This is a genomic window from Paraburkholderia sp. MM5482-R2, assembly GCF_050436125.1.
Lineage (GTDB): Bacteria > Pseudomonadota > Gammaproteobacteria > Burkholderiales > Burkholderiaceae > Paraburkholderia > Paraburkholderia tuberum.
On the sequence record NZ_JBNDLP010000004.1, the window covers coordinates 176,177 to 193,252 of the forward strand.

Below are 17,076 nucleotides of genomic sequence, written 5' to 3' on the forward strand. Positions count from 1 at the left end.
CTTTTGAACGCGCACACTCGCCGGAACTCACCGAGCAGCCAGCCGAGGACAACACCGCGTCGAACGGCGCGAACGCCATTGGAAGACCGAAGGACAATCTCGTTCTCGAAGCACCGTCTTCTGTCGCAACGCAGATACGGCGGGGTTACATTGCAAACAAGCCATCGCGCCTTTGCGAACGCGTTCAATGTTGCAACGAAGCATAGAACCGTCGAGGACAATGCGCGCGGAACGGGCCGGAAAGCACGCGGTAATGTCCGATATGGCTTTGTCACGTTTGGCGCTGCGGTCAGTTAAGATGAAGTGATGAAGAAAACGAAATCGCTGTATCACGGTCACCGGTTCCCGGCGTGAGTCATCAGTCACGCGGTACGCTGGTATTTCAGGTTCCAGCTCAGCCTGCGCGATATCGAGGAGTTGCTGTTCGAGCGTGGCGTGATCGTCAGCCACGAATCGATCCGGCGGTGGATAGACAAGTTTGGGGCTGGTTTCGCGCATCGCGTGAAGGCTGCCCGCCGCCAGCCGGGCAGCACGTGGCATCTTGATGAGGTATTCGTGTCATTGCGCGGTGAACCTTATGTGCTGTGGCGTGCCGTCGACCAGCACGGCATCGAGCTCGACATCCTGCTACAGAAGCGGCGCGACAAGGCCGCCGCGAAACGTTTCTTCAAACGTGTACTGGCGGCCTGTCCCGAGGTGCCGAAGAAGATCGTCACTGACCAGTTGCGCAGTTACCCCGCAGCAAAGACCGAAATCCCAGAGCTGGCGAACGTGAAGCACGTGTTCGTCAAGGCGGCCGCCCGCGTCAACAACCGTGCAGAGAACAGCCATCAGCCCACGCGTGAACGCGAGCGACGTATGCGTGGTTTCCGCCTGCCCGGGCGCACGCAGGCGTTCCTGTCGTGCTTCGGTCCGATCCGGCAACACTTCGCGCTCAAGCGTCATCTGCTGCGCGCTTCGCTTTATCGAAAGCAGCTCGCGACCCGGTTTGAAGCCTGGCGTCTTTTCACCGGTCTCACCCAGAATCCGTCTGCTGTTTTCTGGGCGACTGTTTCGCCTGAACACGATTCGTCCGGTGATCGGCAACGTGACAAAGCCCTGAGACGAAAAGCTGTTCTACAGACAACATTGTTTGTATTCTACTTTCATGAAAAAGTTTATACTCTCGGCTACTGGCGCTGTAACGGCGTTGCTTCCTTTGAGGTTTCGGCATGCTATCGCGAAGTCGCTTATCGAGGACCGTGCGCTTGCACAGGAATACGGGTATTTTTACCTCTCCAGCCTCGCCCGAAAGCTCAATGTCGTGCAGCTTGCAGCAAGCGGACAATACGGCATAATGGCCAGCAGTTCAAACGACCTGAGCATACTGAAGAAATACGCTGAGACCGGTCGTTGGGCACCCGAGCTGGCCGAAAGATTGAAAGCATTTTTCGCCGGTTCCGGCGGAACCTACCTCGACATCGGCGCAAATATCGGAATGACGACCATTCCGATTGCGCAGTACAACGACAGTGTGAAGTGTTACGCCTTCGAACCTGAACCAGTCAACTACCGGAATCTGTTGCGCAATATCGCCGAGAACTGCCCTTCATCCGACATAGAGACCTACCAGCTGGCATTGCACGAACACGACGACGTGTTGCCGTTTGAAATTGCCGACGGCAATCTCGGGGACCATCGTCTGCACATAGAAACAGGCCTGCCCGCGAAACAAAATGAGGCGGGTCGCAAGATCATTGATGTGCAATGTGTCAGGCTGGATGACCTGCCCATCAAGCTGACTTCGCCTGTTTTTGCCAAAATCGATACGCAGGGCGCTGAGCCCTTCGTGTTCGCCGGCGGCAGGCAAACGCTCGCTAGGGCCGATGCAATTTTGGTGGAATGGTCGCCCTATCACATGGCCCGCTTAGGGGGAGGTCCCGAAATCGTGCTCCGTTTCCTCGAAGAGCACTTCAGCTACGGTCAAATCGAGGAGACCGACGCGAAGTCCGGTCAATGGGGGGAAAGCGGACCTATTGGGGAAATAACACGCCGTCTGCAAAGTACCATCACCGAATGGCGCGACGATCCGATGAGCTACGTCGATCTCGTCGCGACGAAAATTCCGTCAATCGCTCGATAGAGGCGGGCATCTACGGTCTTCGTTCCGCTGGAGCAATCCAGAGGCCTCGTTTCCTAACGGACCCGTTGCCCGCACGCGTCGCCCTCATCCGGTAACGGCGCTTCCCGCCGCACTCGCGTGCCCCACGACCGTTTCGAAGAACTGCTCGTAGCGCCGGCAGCACACGTTCCAACCGAACTCATCAACAGCCAAGCGATTGCTTGCAGTGCAGACGATCGTTGGCCATGAACTGTTGATCAAACCAATGATTTCAGGGAGCTGAGCAACGTCATCGAAGAGAATGACATTGTCGAACTTGCTGGCCGCCCAGATCATAAACGGCGTCGAGCGAGAGATAACCAGCGGCACGCGCCCAATGGCCTCAAAAAACGCGCCGCTCACCAGCATTGAATCGACCGCATGCGGGAGGATCAGCACATCGCTATCGGCAATCCTCTGCGCGAATTCCGCGTCAGACAGGAATTTTGCGTCGAGGCGCACCGTATCGCGCAACGATCGCTTGTCGATGATTCCGTTCAGCGTGGCAACATAAGCTTCCGTACCGTGCCCGGCTATATCCAGCTTGCATTCGCTCGGCCAGACGTCAAGAACCGCATCGATCTGCTTGTACGGGCGAATCACACCGAGCATCGAATAGAGCGGTGTCGCGCTACCCGCCCTCGGCGTAGTCGGCGGCTGGCCGGGCGCGTCCCAATAGAGTGGGTGGGGTAAATAGCGCGCGCTGAACTGAACCTGAAAATCCGGTGCGTGGACCACGCGAAAGTCTGCCAGACGGCGTATGAAGGCAATAAGCCGAATCGAGAGGCGCCTGTTGAATCCTACTGTGTCGTGGACTGCCTGATCGTGGACGAAATACACAACCTTTGCTCGACCGATCAGCATCAAGGAGCAGTAAAAAGCGAAGAGCAACGAGCCGAGCAAGCTCAACTGCGCAGTCCCTTTCTGCCGCCTGAACGGCCGATATTCAAGCCAATGAAAAACGAGAATATTGTCTGGCTTGAACAGCTGAAAGAATCCTCCCTTCAGCAGGCCTTTGATGGAGAGCGGCGCGACGTCATAACCGACCGACCTATACAGATCTTTTTGAATCTCGATATAGCGATTTGTCGGGTTGGTGAATGGACACATCAGCACGCGCGGCCGCAGTCCGTTTACTTCTTGATTCCTGGTGCGACCAACAGAATCATTGGTAACCTGCCCCATTTATACATCTCCCGTTGAGCCGTACGCCGCAAAGGCAGACGCCGAAGCGCGCGCGACGAGGGTAAAGGCCGCTAGCTTTTTGAATGCCGAGCACAAGTAAGCGGTTCACATACCGCGCTCTCATCTTCACAAATCAGATTAGCACGCGACAGAAACAATGCGCGACAATTAATCGCATCGATTTAGATTATGGCCGATTTTGTGGAGCATGGCGTTAAAGGTTGAGTGCGTGACTGGATTTTACGCAACCACGTATGCCGCGCTCTTGCTTACAGCGGACGGACGTCGAGTGAACCCATTGCGGCGCGCTGCAATTTTTACCGCCGGACGTCATTCATATTGAACTTGGGGGTAGCGGGAGCCGTTCGGCATCATCTGAAGATAGGGCTTTGTCACGTTTGGCGCTGCGGTCAGTTAAGATGAAGTGATGAAGAAAACGAAATCGCTGTATCACGGTCACCGGTTCCCGGCGTGAGTCATCAGTCACGCGGTACGCTGGTATTTCAGGTTCCAGCTCAGCCTGCGCGATATCGAGGAGTTGCTGTTCGAGCGTGGCGTGATCGTCAGCCACGAATCGATCCGGCGGTGGATAGACAAGTTTGGGGCTGGTTTCGCGCATCGCGTGAAGGCTGCCCGCCGCCAGCCGGGCAGCACGTGGCATCTTGATGAAGTATTCGTGTCATTGCGCGGTGAACCTTATGTGCTGTGGCGTGCCGTCGACCAGCACGGCATCGAGCTCGACATCCTGCTACAGAAGCGGCGCGACAAGGCCGCCGCGAAACGTTTCTTCAAACGTGTACTGGCGGCCTGTCCCGAGGTGCCGAAGAAGATCGTCACTGACCAGTTGCGCAGTTACCCCGCAGCAAAGACCGAAATCCCAGAGCTGGCGAACGTGAAGCACGTGTTCGTCAAGGCGGCCGCCCGCGTCAACAACCGTGCAGAGAACAGCCATCAGCCCACGCGTGAACGCGAGCGACGTATGCGTGGTTTCCGCCTGCCCGGGCGCACGCAGGCGTTCCTGTCGTGCTTCGGTCCGATCCGACAACACTTCGCGCTCAAGCGTCATCTGCTGCGCGCTTCGCTTTATCGAAAGCAGCTCGCGACCCGGTTTGAAGCCTGGCGTCCTTTCACCGGTCTCACCCAGAATCCGTCTGCTGTTTTCTGAGCGACTGTTTCGCCTGGAACACGATTCGTCCGGTGATCGGCAACGTGACAAAGCCGCACCAGGGTAAATACAGATTCGATCGCTCAAAAAGCTTTATAGAATGGCCAATATTAGCAAGGAGCAATACTGCTTGCTATAGATTAATCAAAGATACCCCGCAGAACCCGGAGACGCCATGCAGATCGACTACCAATCGATGCGGTTCGACTACGAGCGAGCCGCCGACCACGATGCCGGTGCACCGCTCACCTATCCGGTCGTGGTGATCGGCGCTGGCCCGGTCGGGTTGTCAGCGGCCATCGATCTGGCCCAGCAGGGCGTTCGCACCGTGCTGCTCGACAATGACGACACGCTGTCGAGCGGTTCGCGCGCAATCTGTTTTGCGAAGCGGACGCTGGAAATTTTCGATCGGCTCGGCTGCGGCAAGCAGATGGTCGACAAAGGCGTGAGCTGGAACGTCGGCAAGGTGTTCCTGCAGGATGAACTGATCTATACGTTCAACCTGCTGCCCGAGACAGGCCACGCGCGCCCAGCATTCATCAATCTGCAGCAGTACTACGTCGAGGGCTATCTGGTAGACGAGGCGAAGCGAACCGCGAATCTGCAGATGCGCTGGAAAAGCAATGTGATCGGTGTGACCCAGCAAGACGACCATGTCGAGTTGCGGGTCGAAACGCCCGACGGCATTTATCCGATGCGCGCGCAATACGTGGTCGCCGCCGACGGCGCGCGCAGCGCGGTGCGCAAGGCGCTCGGTCTCGACAGTCATGGTCGCACCTTCAAGGACCGCTTCCTGATCGCGGATGTGAAAATGAAGGCGCCGTTTCCGACCGAACGCTGGTTCTGGTTCGATCCGCCCTTCCATCGCAATCAATCCGTACTGCTGCACAGGCAGCCCGACAACGTCTGGCGCATCGATTTCCAGCTCGGCTGGGACGCCGATCCGGTCGCCGAAAAACAGCCTGAGAAAGTGATTCCGCGCGTGAAAGCGCTGCTCGGCGACGATGCCGGGTTCGAGCTCGAATGGGTCAGCGTCTACACGTTTTCGTGTTTGCGGATGGACAGTTTCCGGCATGGCCGCGTGCTGTTCGCGGGCGATTCGGCGCATGGCGTGTCGCCGTTCGGCGCGCGCGGCGCGAATAGCGGCGTGCAGGATGCCGACAATCTCGCCTGGAAGCTGCGGCTCGTCGTCAACGGCGACGCGCCGCCGGCGCTGCTCGATACCTATGCATCCGAGCGCGAGTATGCGGCGGACGAAAACATCCTGAACTCATCGCGCGCCACCGACTTCATCACGCCGAAAAGCGCGGTTTCGCGGATGTTCCGCGATGCCACGCTCAAGCTCGCGAAAGAGTGTCCGTTCGCGCGGCGCATCGTCAACAGCGGCCGTCTGTCGGTGCCGGCGGTTCTGCGCGACTCGCCCCTGAACACGCCCGACGCCGACGCATTCACCAGTGCGATGGTGCCCGGCGCGGCCAGCACCGACGCGCCGGTCAAGCTCGCTGGCGAAGACGCCTGGTTCCTGAATCAGACCGGACATGGCGGCTTCACGGGTGTGCAATTCTGCGGCCAGGGAGACGACCTGACGAGATGCGCCGAACGGCTTCGCGCGCTCGCATGCCTCGCGGTGCCGGTTCACTCGTTGATCGTCGTGCCGCGTGGCGCGGCCGCGACCGCGCTGCCGGAGATGCCTCACGTCACGGTGATCGAGGACGTCGAAGGCATCGTCACGCATCGCTTCGATGCGCGGCCCGGCACCTTTTATCTGCTGCGTCCGGACCAGCATGTCTGCGCGCGCTGGCGCGCCCTCGACACCGCCTCGGTCGCCAAGGCCGTGGATCGCGCAACCTGCAACGGATAACCATCATGACCAAGCTGAACATCGAAACGAATATGGCCGATCCGGATGCGTTCTATGAAAAGCTCATCGACGCGCACAATGGACTGACCGACGAGCAAAGCCATTTCATGAACGCAAAGCTCGTGCTGCTGCTCGCGAACCACATCGGCGATGCCGACGTGCTGCTCGAAGCGCTGGCGCTGGCGCGCGCGGATTGACGACCGAGGCTCAGCGCCCGATCCAGCCGAACCGCCACGACAGCCGTCGTGTCGTGGCGAGCAGCCTCTGTGCGGTCGTGCCGTGCGTGCTGAAATCAAAGCCGCCCGACGGACCGATCACCGCGACCACCAGACTGACGCTGCCCGTATGATCGAACACGGGCGCGGCCAACGCGCCGATGCCCGGCACCGGCGCATCGAGTGCGTCATCGATGCCGTCGCTCACAACCTTCGCGCGACGTGCCAGATAGGCCGGAGCCAACGACGGCGGGCCCTTTTTCGGCGCCACGAGCACTTCCGCAACCGGCGCGCCCGCGAGTCTGATCGATTCCTGCGACAACAGCCCGACCAATACGTCGTCCGCAAGATGCGCGGCGAACACGCGCCCTATCGCCGTGTTGACGAGCGACATCACGGTGCCCACGCGCAGGCTCACGTGTTGTGGTCTCGCCGATTCTTCGAAACGGATGACCGTAGGACCCAAAGGTCCAAGAATCGCCACCGCGACGCTCATGCCGGACTCCGCAGCAAGCGTGACGATCTCCGGTTCGGCATCGCGAATCGGCGACATGCGCTGCAATGCGATCAGGCCGAGCTCCATGCCGAGCGGCCCCGCACTGAAAAGACCGGCGTCGTCGCGGCTCAGCAAGCCGACCTTGAGCAGACTCACCAGATGCGGAAACGCCTTGGCGGCGGGCATATCGGCGGCCGCGGCCAGATCGCGCAGCGACAGCGGACGGCCGGCGGCAACGAGTGCCAGCAGGAGCTCGCCTGTGTTGTCGAGCGCGCTGATTCCGCGCTGAGCTTTCGTGTCGTTGAGTTGGGGCGTGTTCGCGTCGGACGCGTCCGGGGTTTCGATCTGCATGATTCTCAGCTGGGTGTGACCAGCGCTTCGGTGATACGTCGGGAAGTTTCGAGCAACTGACGCGCGACCACACCGTCCCACGCGACTTCGATCGAGGCCGACGAGCCGATCGCCGTCAACGCGAGTTGCATCCGTTGATCGCCATCGAACACCGGCACGCTCAGACTGCTGATGCCCGGACTCGGCGCATCGATACCTCGCTCGATGCCGCGCGCGCGGATCTCATCGAAGCGTTTGCGCCACTCCGCGCTAGTCGGCCCTTTGGCGGCGCGGCCGCGCGCCGGCGTCGGGTCCGCCGAATGCGCCTGGCTTCGCGCCATTTGCGCGACCTGCTCGGGCGCGCAGAACGCGCAGAATACGCGGCCCGTCGATGTCGCTTCGAGCGACATCACCGTGCCGATGTGCAGATTGACATGCAGCGGCGCACCGCTGCGCTCGTATCGGACGATGGTCGGGCCCTGCACGCCCGCCACGCAGATCGCCACGCTAAGACCGATCCGCTCCGCGAGCGACGCCGCGTGGGCAGCCGCGATGCGATAGACCGGCTGCTGTTCGATATGCATGAGGCCAAGCCGCAACGACAGCGGCCCCGGCTCGTAGTTGCCGGTCAGGGCATCGCGCTTGACGAGGCCGAGGCGCGTCAGGCTCACGAGATAGGTATGCGCCTGCGCCGACGACAGTTGCGCCTCGCCGGCCAGTTCGGTCAGCCCGAGCGGTTCGCGCTGTCGCGCCAGCGCCTGCAGCAGACGTCCGCCGACCTCGACGCTCTGAATCCCCCGCTGTTTCTTTTCGCTTGTCGTATCAGCCATCGTGTTGTCCGCCCTTGACCCGAAGGAGATTCGGCCCGTCCGGTGTCGCCCGTGGAAGGCCTAGATGGTATCCGATCGGACCGTGCCGACCAACCGACGGAGTTTACCCTAGCTTAGTTAATGACAAGGTATTTTGTCATTGACAAATATCAGCGTGACGACGACTATTAGTCATCCCCCAACGAGTCGTGAGACGGAGACAGACATGGCGAAGGCTTTCGCATCCCAGGCCGACCTGGAAGAGAAGAAGATCACGTGGACCCAATTGTCGGAAAACGCGTATGCCTACACGGCCGAAGGCGACCCTAACTCCGGCGTGATCATCGGCGACGACGGCGTGCTGATCGTCGACACCACCGCCACGCCGGCCATGGCGCAAGACCTGATCGCGAAGATCCGCAGCGTCACCGACAAGCCGATCAAATACGTCGTGCTGTCGCACTATCACGCGGTGCGCGTGCTGGGCGCGTCGGCGTACTTCAAGGAAGGCGCGCAGCAGGTGATCGCCAGCCGCGGCACCTACGAAATGATCGTCGAGCGCGGCGAAGCCGATATGAAATCGGAGATCGAACGCTTCCCGCGCCTTTTTGCGGGCGTCGAAACGGTGCCCGGCCTGACGTGGCCGACGCTGGTTTTCGAAAAGGAAATGACGCTCTTTCTCGGCAAGCTCGAAGTGCGCATCGCGCATCTCGGCTCCGGCCACACGAAGGGCGACACGGTCGTCTGGCTGCCGTCGCAGAAGGTGTTGTTCTCCGGCGACCTGGTCGAGTACGACGCGGCCTGCTATTGCGGCGACGCGCAACTCGAACAATGGCCGACGACGCTCGAAGCACTGCGCGCCCTGAACGCGGAGAAGCTGGTGCCGGGTCGCGGCCCCGCGCTACTGTCGCCGGCGGAAGTGAACAAGGGCCTCGATTACACGAAAGACTTCGTCACCATGCTGTTGCAGGCGGGCCGTGACGCATTCAAGGACAAGCTCGATCTGAAGGGCGCGATGGCGCTCACGCGCAAGTCCATGGACCCGAAGTTCGGCAACGTCTTCATCTACGAGCATTGCCTGCCGTTCGACGTGTCGCGAGCCTACGACGAAGCGAGCGGCATCAGCCATCCGCGCATCTGGACCGCGCAGCGCGACAAGGAAATGTGGGACGCGCTGCAGAACTGATCGCACCACGCACTCGGGAAAGGCCGTCCGGTCTTTCCTCTTTTCCGTTCAAACCATGAAGGCGCGCTAGACGCCTCGGGCGCGCTCGTCTTCGCACAGGCGCGCTCCGCACCTGGAGCGAGACATGCAGCATTCCCTCGATGGCAACGCCATTGGCCACGCCGCGCCCGTCGCGAGCGACGATTCGATGTTCAGGAAGGTCGCGTGGCGCATCGTGCCGTTTCTGTTTCTTTGCTATGTCGTGTCGTTTCTGGACCGGATCAACATCGGCTTCGCGCAATTGCAGATGAAGCATGATCTCGGCTTCAGCGACGCGATGTACGGACTCGGCGCAGCCGTGTTCTACGTCGGCTACGTGCTGTGCGAGGTGCCGAGCAACATCCTGTTGGCCAAATACGGCGCGCGTAAAACCTTCATGCGGATCATGCTGCTGTGGGGCATCGCGTCGATGTGCATGATGTTCGTGTCGAAGCCCGCGCACTTTTACGTTCTGCGCTTTATGCTGGGCGTTTTCGAGGCGGGCTTTTTCCCGGGCATCGTGCTGTATTTGACGTATTGGTTTCCCGCCAGCCGGCGCGCCGCCGTGATCTCGGTGTTTTTCGCGGGCGTGGCGGTCGCGGGCGTGCTCGGCGGACTTTTCTCCGGCTGGATCATGCGCGACATGAGCGGCGTGTTGAACCTGTTCGGATGGCAGTGGATGTTTGCGATCGAAGGCGCACCCGCTGTGATTCTCGGATTGCTCTCGTGGCGCTATCTGGTCGACAAGCCGCACGAGGCAAGCTGGCTCACGCAGGACGAAAAAGAGCGACTCGTCGCGCTTTGCGCGCAAGGCCAGTCGAAAGACCACCGGCATGACAGTCACAGCTTCGCCGCCGCGTTGCTCAATCCGCACGTCTATCTGTTCGCGTTCATCTATTTTTCGCTGACCTGTGCGTCGCTGACGCTCAATTTCTGGATGCCGTTGATGATCCGCGATTTTGGGGTTCAGGATGTCGTGGCGGTGAGTCTTTATACCGTGGTGCCGAATGCGATCGGTGCGGTGGGTCTGATTCTGATTGCGCGCCGCTCGGATCGAACTGGGGAACGGCGTAAGCATTTTGCTTTCTGCACGGTGGGCGGGGGTCTCGCGCTCGCGGCGCTTACGCTGCATCTGAGCAGCTTTCCTGCGATGCTGGCTATCTTGTCGCTCGCTGCCATGTTGATTTTCGCGGCGCTACCGATCTTTTGGGCGGTGCCTACCAGCTATCTGTCCGGGAAAGCGGCTGCGTCGGGGATCGCGTTTATTAGCAGTATTGGGATTACGAGCGGGATCGTCAGTCCGTGGGTGATCGGTCAGATTCGCACGACGACGGGGAGTATGGATCTCGCCGTGTATCTGCTTGCGAGTCTGCTTGTGGTTAGTGGGGTCGCTTTGATGGTCGGCGTTAAGGGGGGCGTGATGCGACGGTGATGTCGCCTATGCCGAGTCGTGGTGGTGCCGCTTGCCCGCGTAATCTGCCTTTAAATGGCCCCGCCGAAGCGGGGCTGGGATTTCACGCTCTACCAATTTGCCATATCAAGCAAATCCTTTAAAAACTGATTTTGCGCTTTGCGAAGATTGTAGATGCACTCCTCTCGCAAAGCTGAAAACATCGATCCATCGTGTTCCGTTTTCCACTTTGCCCCGGCATTACGTGGTAATTCGCAGTACCTCACGGATGCATCTTGCGTTTCCATGTACTCGTCGAGCAACTTCGCATGGACGTTGCCGTTCCGCATGGTCGCACGCAACTTGTTATAGATAAATTTGCTCTCGACCATCAGGTCCTTCTGTAACTCGGAATAGCATTCGGCGTCACCGTAACCGCCCCCCAAATGTTGCAGGCAATCCGAGTTCGACTTCGCGACCGCAAGGCTAGAAAATAACACACCCGAGATAAAAAAAACCACCATGATCCTAATGAGATGCATCGTAAACTCCTGAGACAAATAAACGAGCTTCGGCAATCCGGCGATTCTTGACGCCCCGATTCGTTCCTACCCGATACGTCAATATAAAATCATGCATATCATCATAATGGCCAGAATTAACTTTTCTAATAATTTCGCTGGCGCCGTCTCCTGAGCCACAGTTATATACGATACTCACAAGGGCATCGTATTCGAACTGAAACAACGGGACCTTCACGTCAGCATTCAGACGTCTTTCTACCCATATCGTTATACACAACGTCGCCGCCGGTCCGCGGCGGCGAGAAAGGCCGTTTACTTTCAATGACATAGCGCCGCGCTTGTAAACTGTCGGCGTTTGCCGTTTACTCTCCGCTTTTGAGCGGATGCCTTGGTCACCGAATCGACACCCTGGACGCAAACGGAATTCGAGCAACTGGACCTGGGTTGCTGACGTCGCTGTGCCAGACCTCGGCGAGTCCGCCGCGTGGCCGCGCTCCGGACACAGGTGGTGCAAATCGCACCACCCGCAAACCCTTGCCTCATCCGGGGTTCCATGCGATTCGATATTTTCGGCGCAACCCGTTGCACTCTTTTCTGTACCGCCGCAAATCCAATGCTGGCGTCGGTTAGCGGCGGTTTTGCACGCGTTTTGGTACGTGCGTAATGTGTGTTCTACTTTCAGGGGAATTCTTGTGCCAGACGACAACGTCCGATCCGCCCAGATGCCGCTGGTCAGCAACGCGCCGGCCGATCACGGAAATGAACAAATCACGCGAACGATGCAGCGCCGGACGTGCGACATCCGTCAGGCAATTGTCACCGAGTGGCTGCAACGCGCGATCGTCGGAATTCGCGATATGCATCAGGATGAGAACCTGCGCCGGCGTGTCGCGCTTCGGCTTTTCTAACGTCCACGGGCTCCGGTCATCAATCGCGCAATCTGCGCAATTCGCGCCCCGCCACAGCTGCTCGCCTCAATGCGATAACGCCCGCACCAAGCGGGCGTCGGTGGCGGCAATCGGTGGTAACGGCTAGCGGCTAATCGTCACTCCGCTTTCGCACTTTGCGCCGGCGGCAGAACCGCCAATTTAGACTCTTTCACACCGTCCTGACCAGTCTTGTCGTCAACCAGTTGCAGCTTGCTGCGCGCATACAGGACGCCCATCTTGACCTCCTGCCAGACGTAATAGACCTTGCCGGCAACCGCGTCGACATCCAGCTTTGAATCGTTCTCAGCCTTCGACACCAGCTCATGCGGTCCCGGCTCGACTTCCGTGTACAGGTAGGTCCTGGCGGCCGTGTCGCCCAGAATCTGACCATCCAGGGTCACCGGCATCTTGACGCCCCCACCCATGCTTTCGTTGCGATACACATAGATCGCCGCCTTCTCCTGCGGCGCACTGAAGGTCTTCAGCGCCGCATCCTTCTGCGGATCGCCCATCGGCACCGATGCACAGCCCGCCATCACCAGCAGCACAACGCCAAGCGGGATCAATTTCTTCAACTGCATTTCTTGTTTTCCTTTTCAAGTTTGTGGAACATGAATCTGGAGACTGAGCCCCGGCCTAACATAGGCCAGAGGTTGTTTCGCTATGCACGCCTCCTAAACCACGCAATGCCCGTGAATGCAATTGCCAGTAGCGTACCCCTTGCAAACACGCCTCTAAAATTAACTGCAGAGAGCACATCGTGGACCGTCAGGTGACTAAAGCATCCTGGTGCAAACAGACAGTTCAGGCACAAAGCGATCACCCAAATGACGTACATTCCTGCTAGGCAAATACCCCACGCACCCAAAAACGCAATCAACCACCTGATCATTTTTGGCCGCTCCCGTAGGGAAATGGTGGAACAAGTGGACCAACTGCACTCTGGCCGACCCCTCCTCCAATCGTCCCGGCAATCACGCCACCTGTATTAGGGCTAAACAGTTTCCATCCGCCACCGGACCAAACATCCGTCGAGGCCCAATTCCTTGAGTTGCCGAGAGTTGGTTTGAGTGTTGCATCGAACCATGACCCGACGGACTTCCCGAGGCCATAGCCCAAGCCAGATAGAGCCGCACTTGTAAATCCAGCGTTGACCAAGCTGTCACTTTTCCCATACACAACGTTGTTGATCGCCGTATCGGCAACTCCACCTGCCGCATTCAGAACCATATTGCCGGCTAGGTTGTAACGCGTACCTATCGCACCGACCCCAAAGCTCACGCCGACATCAACCGGATTGATCGCTCCTTTCTGGTAATACTCAGAGCCCGCAGTAATCCCCGCGCTAATCGCTCCGGTGCCCACTGACGAGGCCCACATGCGCGAACCCAGCAAGCCACCGGAACTGAAGATCGGCGCTCCGCCGCCGAGTATTTCGCTCGCGAGCAAGGCGCGCCCTCTGTTGACGACCGCCGTGATTCCTGTCTTGATCGGCGCAGCCGCTCCCAAGGTAAAAGCAGTCATGCCCGCTTCCAGAAACGACTGGGCACCCTTCGTTACAGCCGTGCCGTAATTCCCCGCATCCCAGTTCGCCCGTGCTGCGTCCATGCTGGTCGCGCCGACCATGTCGTGCGCGAACTGCTTGGTCGCATTCCAGCCATCAGCCCCGTACTGTTTCGCACGATCCACGCGTAAAGAAGATTATCGGAGCCGCCGCTGTTATCGGCCAGCACTGCAGGACGCGGATCGATTTGTGAGGTTGCCAGCCCAGAAGACGGGCCGAAGAGCGCTGCAGCACCGGCGTACGGCGTCTGGCTGCTGTCAACGAGCCCGCCATACACGCCGAACAGTGCAGTGCTATTGCTGTATGACGCCTCCGGAGCTACAAACCCGCTGCCGACGCCACCAAGCCCGCCCGGCAGTACCTGCGCATTCATGCCGCCGATCGCTTCCTGCACACGCTGCGCGGTCGTATCGGTTTTCCCAACGGAGCCGGCCTGCACCTGGTCGACGACGAGATTGCCAATGGTGCTCGCCACCGCATCCATCGAGATTGCGCCAACATTGCGCCCAAGGCTCCCACCGCGCACGATTGTACTAGCCGCACCTGCAGCAACCCCCGCGCTCACGCCCGTCACAAATCGACCGCTGTCGGACTGCATATCGAAGCCAAAGTCCGCCCCGACGCTACGCACTGCGGCGCCCACGCCATACGCGACTCCCGACGCGATCGCAGAAGCAGCTACCCCCTTCCAGTCGAAGCTGTGCTGTGCGCCAGTCAGCACGCCAATGCCCTGCGTAGTTATCGACCGGATTGCTCCTTGCGCGGCGGCACCTGCAAACTGGCTGGCGGTACTTCCGCCGAACGCGCTACCGACCGCTGTGCCAACTCCGGTTACGCCAAGAACGCTCGAGCCGACCGCTGCGCCGACAGCGCCCATCGCCACCCCCTTCCAGTTGAAGCCGCTCTGCTCGCCAGCCGCGATCATGACGCCCTGGGCCGCTGCCGCTCCTACGGCACCACCGATCACAGACGCCGCTACCGCAGTACCGAAGCCTATCGCCGCACCGCCGCCTACCAGCGCGGCGGCGTCGGCCGTCATCGCGCCACTCACGGTCAAGCTCGACAGCGTCCCGGCCAGCGCCATCGATGCCGCCCCTGCAGTGAACACCGTTGCCACCGCCGCAACCACTACGGCAATGATCGCCGCCACCGGACCACATCCCCCATCCTTCGCCGGCGGCGGCGGCGGATCCGGCAAGGTCGGCTGCGTATTGCCGATCGCCTTGCCCGGGTCATACGGCTTGAACGTCGTCGCCGTATTGTGCACGTTCGTCACCTGGTTGGGCACCGTCAGCATCTGCCCGGCCTTCAGCACGTCATCGCCCTTCAGCCCGTTCGCGTCCGCCAGGATGTACCACAGCGTCGCATCCCCCCACAGCGACGACGCGACCGACTGCAGCGTATCCCCATCGCGCACCGTCCAGGTACCCGGGCTCACGCCCGGATACACCCCGTTGATCGCCATGAAGTTCTCGTCGAAGTCCGCGCTGCCCACCGGCGTGAACACCTTGTACTGACTCTCGCTGCCCTTCGCGAGCCTGCCGGCCAGCTCCTGCACGTAGTCGACCGTCTCGACCCCGTCGTTGCCCTGGTTGCCCACCCGGTTGCCGTTCAGGTAGTAGTAGTTGTGTTTCCTGTCCCCCGTCGCGCCCCGGATCGTGCCGTCGTCCGCCACCGTCACGCCCACCAGTTCGTCGCGCCGCTGCACCTGGCCGCGCAGAACAGTTTACATACGCCGTGCTTCGTCGGCAGCCTTATAAAATAGTTCGGCAGCATCCTCATCAAGAGACTCTATTTCTCGAGCAGTCAAAACGCCAATAATGATCTCCTTCAGGCGTGAACGGTCACTCTCCTCGCCCGAGGCTACCGACATCAAATATTTCAATTGCACATTGATCGACTGCAATGCATTGTTTTCCGGATATCGAGCCAGCAATTGCTCGCTAGCTGTCAACGCCGACTGAAGAATGGAAAGTCTTTGATTCATGATTAAGGTACCTGGCGCATAAACTGTTTATTCGGAACGAAGAACTGCGTACCACCACCGGCGGCGTTAAATGGTGTACTTGGCACTGTCCAAGTATCAACTATTCGAACTGCTGTACTCTGGAGCGCCATCACCGGCTGCGTCGGTGCGAACAGAATCGGAGTGCGGCCCGCTGGATTTATACCAAGCATTGTTGCCTGGGTATCTACCGGTGCAAAGTAGTTGCCGATACGGCCGTTGGGAACATACTGAACATAGTTTCTACTTTCCAGCCGCACAACAGAGACTGGCTGCGCGAAATCGATACCCTGCAAATGACCAAGAGTTCGTTCAGCACTGAATCCGGCTTCACTGTAGAAACTGTACGCCTTGTCATATCGCGCAAGACCGTCGAATTGTGAGGAGGCACGTGCAGCCTGACTCTCTGCAACGTTCGCTAGAACCGTTTCACGAATCGCATTTGAACCGCTATTGATGGAAGCAGCGACACTTTGACTCGGAGCCGCCGCTGGAGCAGTCTCCGGGCCACCAAACAACATTGTGCCGACGAAACCGAAAGCCGCCCCAGCTTGATTAGCCGTGGTACGCGGCACATCAAATAGCGGAACGTGCGGCGTGGAGACATTCGATGCGCCAGGTGGCAAGAGGCCAATCTCCTCGCCGGCTGCGAGCACCGCGTGCCCGAACTGAAACGCGCCATTCACATTAGCGTTCACTCCATTGATGACGCTCTTTCCTAATTTGGCCAAGCCCTTTCCGCCTTGGACAGCGGTCTGTTTCGCCAAGTCCCACGCATCGAGCAACGCGTCCGCATCTCCGCCCGCCACTTGGACTGACCTCGGCGACCGTCCCTCAGACCCCACGCTCGCCGTCACATAGCCAAAACCGCTTCCTTGTCCCAGTGGACCAACTATTGATCCACCGAGATTCGGACCATAAAGTACGGCGCCGCCGCTATAGGGCGCTACAACTTCGCTCGATGCATAAGCGCTACGCGCACCAGCACTGGTCAAACCACCGAGCGCACCGGGCAAGCCACCTACGCCGAACAGTGCAGCGTTGTTGCTGTACGGCATCTCCGGTGCGACGAACCCGCTGCCCACGCCACCCAACCCGCCCGGCAGGATCTCGCCATTCATCGCGTCGATCGCCTGCTTCGTGAAGTCCGTTTTGCCAACAGAGGCCGCCTGCACGTTGTCGACCACCAGATTGCCAATGGTGCTGGCGATGGCATCCATCGAGATCGCGCCAACATCGCGCCCAATGTTGGCGATTAC

19 protein-coding genes and 1 pseudogene are annotated in these 17,076 nt (G+C 59.5%); 8 read left to right on the forward strand and 12 right to left on the reverse strand.

Translation table 11 applies throughout. The features are described from left to right. Positions 1–27: 27 nt before the first annotated feature. Positions 28–450 carry a hypothetical protein gene (locus OKW37_RS36885; protein ID WP_429402349.1) on the reverse strand — a complete coding sequence of 141 codons (423 nt, stop codon included), beginning with the start codon at positions 448–450 and terminating at the stop codon, positions 28–30. On the opposite strand from OKW37_RS36885, the pseudogene OKW37_RS36890 reads away from it, so the two are divergent. Then, positions 358–1,032: pseudogene (locus OKW37_RS36890) on the forward strand (IS6 family transposase); the annotation flags it as partial. The gene OKW37_RS36885 and the pseudogene OKW37_RS36890 overlap by 93 nt on opposite strands. A gap of 304 nt (positions 1,033–1,336) precedes the next feature. Then, positions 1,337–2,122 (forward strand): FkbM family methyltransferase, encoded by a 786-nt coding sequence (locus tag OKW37_RS36895; RefSeq protein WP_429402348.1) that lies wholly within the window; start codon positions 1,337–1,339, stop codon positions 2,120–2,122. An 84-nt stretch (positions 2,123–2,206) separates the two neighbouring features. On the opposite strand, the gene OKW37_RS36900 is transcribed toward OKW37_RS36895, so the two are convergent. Next, positions 2,207–3,325 (reverse strand): glycosyltransferase, encoded by a 1,119-nt coding sequence (locus tag OKW37_RS36900; RefSeq protein WP_429332475.1) that lies wholly within the window; start codon positions 3,323–3,325, stop codon positions 2,207–2,209. Between the two features lie 334 nt (positions 3,326–3,659). Next, positions 3,660–3,896: a hypothetical protein gene (locus OKW37_RS36905; protein WP_429332476.1), complete on the reverse strand. Its 237-nt coding sequence runs from the start codon at positions 3,894–3,896 to the stop codon at positions 3,660–3,662. Here OKW37_RS36905 and OKW37_RS36910 point away from each other — a divergent pair. The 3 genes from OKW37_RS36910 (at position 3,804) to OKW37_RS36920 (ending at position 6,548) form a co-directional block, all read left to right on the forward strand. Continuing rightward, positions 3,804–4,490 carry an IS6 family transposase gene (locus OKW37_RS36910; protein ID WP_429402534.1) on the forward strand — a complete coding sequence of 229 codons (687 nt, stop codon included), beginning with the start codon at positions 3,804–3,806 and terminating at the stop codon, positions 4,488–4,490. The two genes, OKW37_RS36905 and OKW37_RS36910, sit on opposite strands and share 93 nt — an antisense overlap. Before the next feature lie 175 nt (positions 4,491–4,665). After that, positions 4,666–6,351, forward strand: coding sequence for an FAD-dependent oxidoreductase (locus OKW37_RS36915; protein WP_429402347.1), 1,686 nt, complete (start codon positions 4,666–4,668; stop codon positions 6,349–6,351). A gap of 5 nt (positions 6,352–6,356) precedes the next feature. Then, on the forward strand, positions 6,357–6,548 hold the full coding sequence (locus tag OKW37_RS36920) for a DUF2783 domain-containing protein (protein WP_013094246.1): 192 nt from the start codon (positions 6,357–6,359) through the stop codon (positions 6,546–6,548). Between the two features lie 10 nt (positions 6,549–6,558). Here OKW37_RS36920 and OKW37_RS36925 read toward each other — a convergent pair whose 3' ends face one another. Both OKW37_RS36925 and OKW37_RS36930 read right to left on the reverse strand, forming a co-directional pair. Next, the gene (locus tag OKW37_RS36925) at positions 6,559–7,413 is read right to left on the reverse strand and encodes an IclR family transcriptional regulator (protein WP_184073859.1); all 855 of its coding nucleotides are present in this window, start codon (positions 7,411–7,413) and stop codon (positions 6,559–6,561) included. 5 nt (positions 7,414–7,418) lie between these two features. Beyond that, positions 7,419–8,222 carry an IclR family transcriptional regulator gene (locus OKW37_RS36930; protein WP_429402346.1) on the reverse strand — a complete coding sequence of 268 codons (804 nt, stop codon included), beginning with the start codon at positions 8,220–8,222 and terminating at the stop codon, positions 7,419–7,421. Positions 8,223–8,427: 205 nt separating this feature from the next. Here OKW37_RS36930 and OKW37_RS36935 point away from each other — a divergent pair, with 205 nt between their 5' ends. Further along, the gene (locus OKW37_RS36935) at positions 8,428–9,387 is read left to right on the forward strand and encodes an MBL fold metallo-hydrolase (protein WP_429402345.1); all 960 of its coding nucleotides are present in this window, start codon (positions 8,428–8,430) and stop codon (positions 9,385–9,387) included. A 124-nt stretch (positions 9,388–9,511) separates the two neighbouring features. Continuing rightward, complete coding sequence (locus OKW37_RS36940) at positions 9,512–10,837, forward strand: MFS transporter (protein WP_429402344.1); 1,326 nt, start codon at positions 9,512–9,514, stop codon at positions 10,835–10,837. A gap of 89 nt (positions 10,838–10,926) precedes the next feature. On the opposite strand, the gene OKW37_RS36945 is transcribed toward OKW37_RS36940, so the two are convergent. Both OKW37_RS36945 and OKW37_RS36950 read right to left on the reverse strand, forming a co-directional pair. Continuing rightward, positions 10,927–11,337, reverse strand: coding sequence for a hypothetical protein (locus OKW37_RS36945; RefSeq protein WP_429402343.1), 411 nt, complete (start codon positions 11,335–11,337; stop codon positions 10,927–10,929). Continuing rightward, positions 11,324–11,647 (reverse strand): glycoside hydrolase family protein, encoded by a 324-nt coding sequence (locus tag OKW37_RS36950; protein ID WP_429402342.1) that lies wholly within the window; start codon positions 11,645–11,647, stop codon positions 11,324–11,326. The genes OKW37_RS36945 and OKW37_RS36950 overlap by 14 nt, the downstream gene beginning before the upstream one ends. Positions 11,648–12,011: 364 nt before the next feature. Between OKW37_RS36950 and OKW37_RS36955 the strand changes: the two genes are divergently transcribed. Continuing rightward, on the forward strand, positions 12,012–12,227 hold the full coding sequence (locus OKW37_RS36955) for a hypothetical protein (RefSeq protein WP_429402341.1): 216 nt from the start codon (positions 12,012–12,014) through the stop codon (positions 12,225–12,227). Positions 12,228–12,364: 137 nt separating this feature from the next. On the opposite strand, the gene OKW37_RS36960 is transcribed toward OKW37_RS36955, so the two are convergent. The 5 genes from OKW37_RS36960 to OKW37_RS36980 all read right to left on the reverse strand — a co-directional run bounded on the left by OKW37_RS36960 (position 12,365) and on the right by OKW37_RS36980 (position 17,037). Further along, entirely contained in the window at positions 12,365–12,829 is a 465-nt protein-coding gene (locus OKW37_RS36960; protein ID WP_429402340.1) for a DUF2846 domain-containing protein, read from the reverse strand. Positions 12,830–13,136: 307 nt separating this feature from the next. Continuing rightward, positions 13,137–13,772 (reverse strand): hypothetical protein, encoded by a 636-nt coding sequence (locus OKW37_RS36965; RefSeq protein WP_429402339.1) that lies wholly within the window; start codon positions 13,770–13,772, stop codon positions 13,137–13,139. Between the two features lie 32 nt (positions 13,773–13,804). Continuing rightward, entirely contained in the window at positions 13,805–15,520 is a 1,716-nt protein-coding gene (locus OKW37_RS36970) for a LysM peptidoglycan-binding domain-containing protein (RefSeq protein WP_429402338.1), read from the reverse strand. An 18-nt stretch (positions 15,521–15,538) separates the two neighbouring features. Next, positions 15,539–15,799: an immunity protein Tsi6 family protein gene (locus OKW37_RS36975; protein WP_429402337.1), complete on the reverse strand. Its 261-nt coding sequence runs from the start codon at positions 15,797–15,799 to the stop codon at positions 15,539–15,541. A gap of 2 nt (positions 15,800–15,801) precedes the next feature. Continuing rightward, positions 15,802–17,037: a polymorphic toxin type 46 domain-containing protein gene (locus OKW37_RS36980; RefSeq protein ID WP_429402336.1), complete on the reverse strand. Its 1,236-nt coding sequence runs from the start codon at positions 17,035–17,037 to the stop codon at positions 15,802–15,804. Positions 17,038–17,076 lie beyond the last annotated feature (39 nt).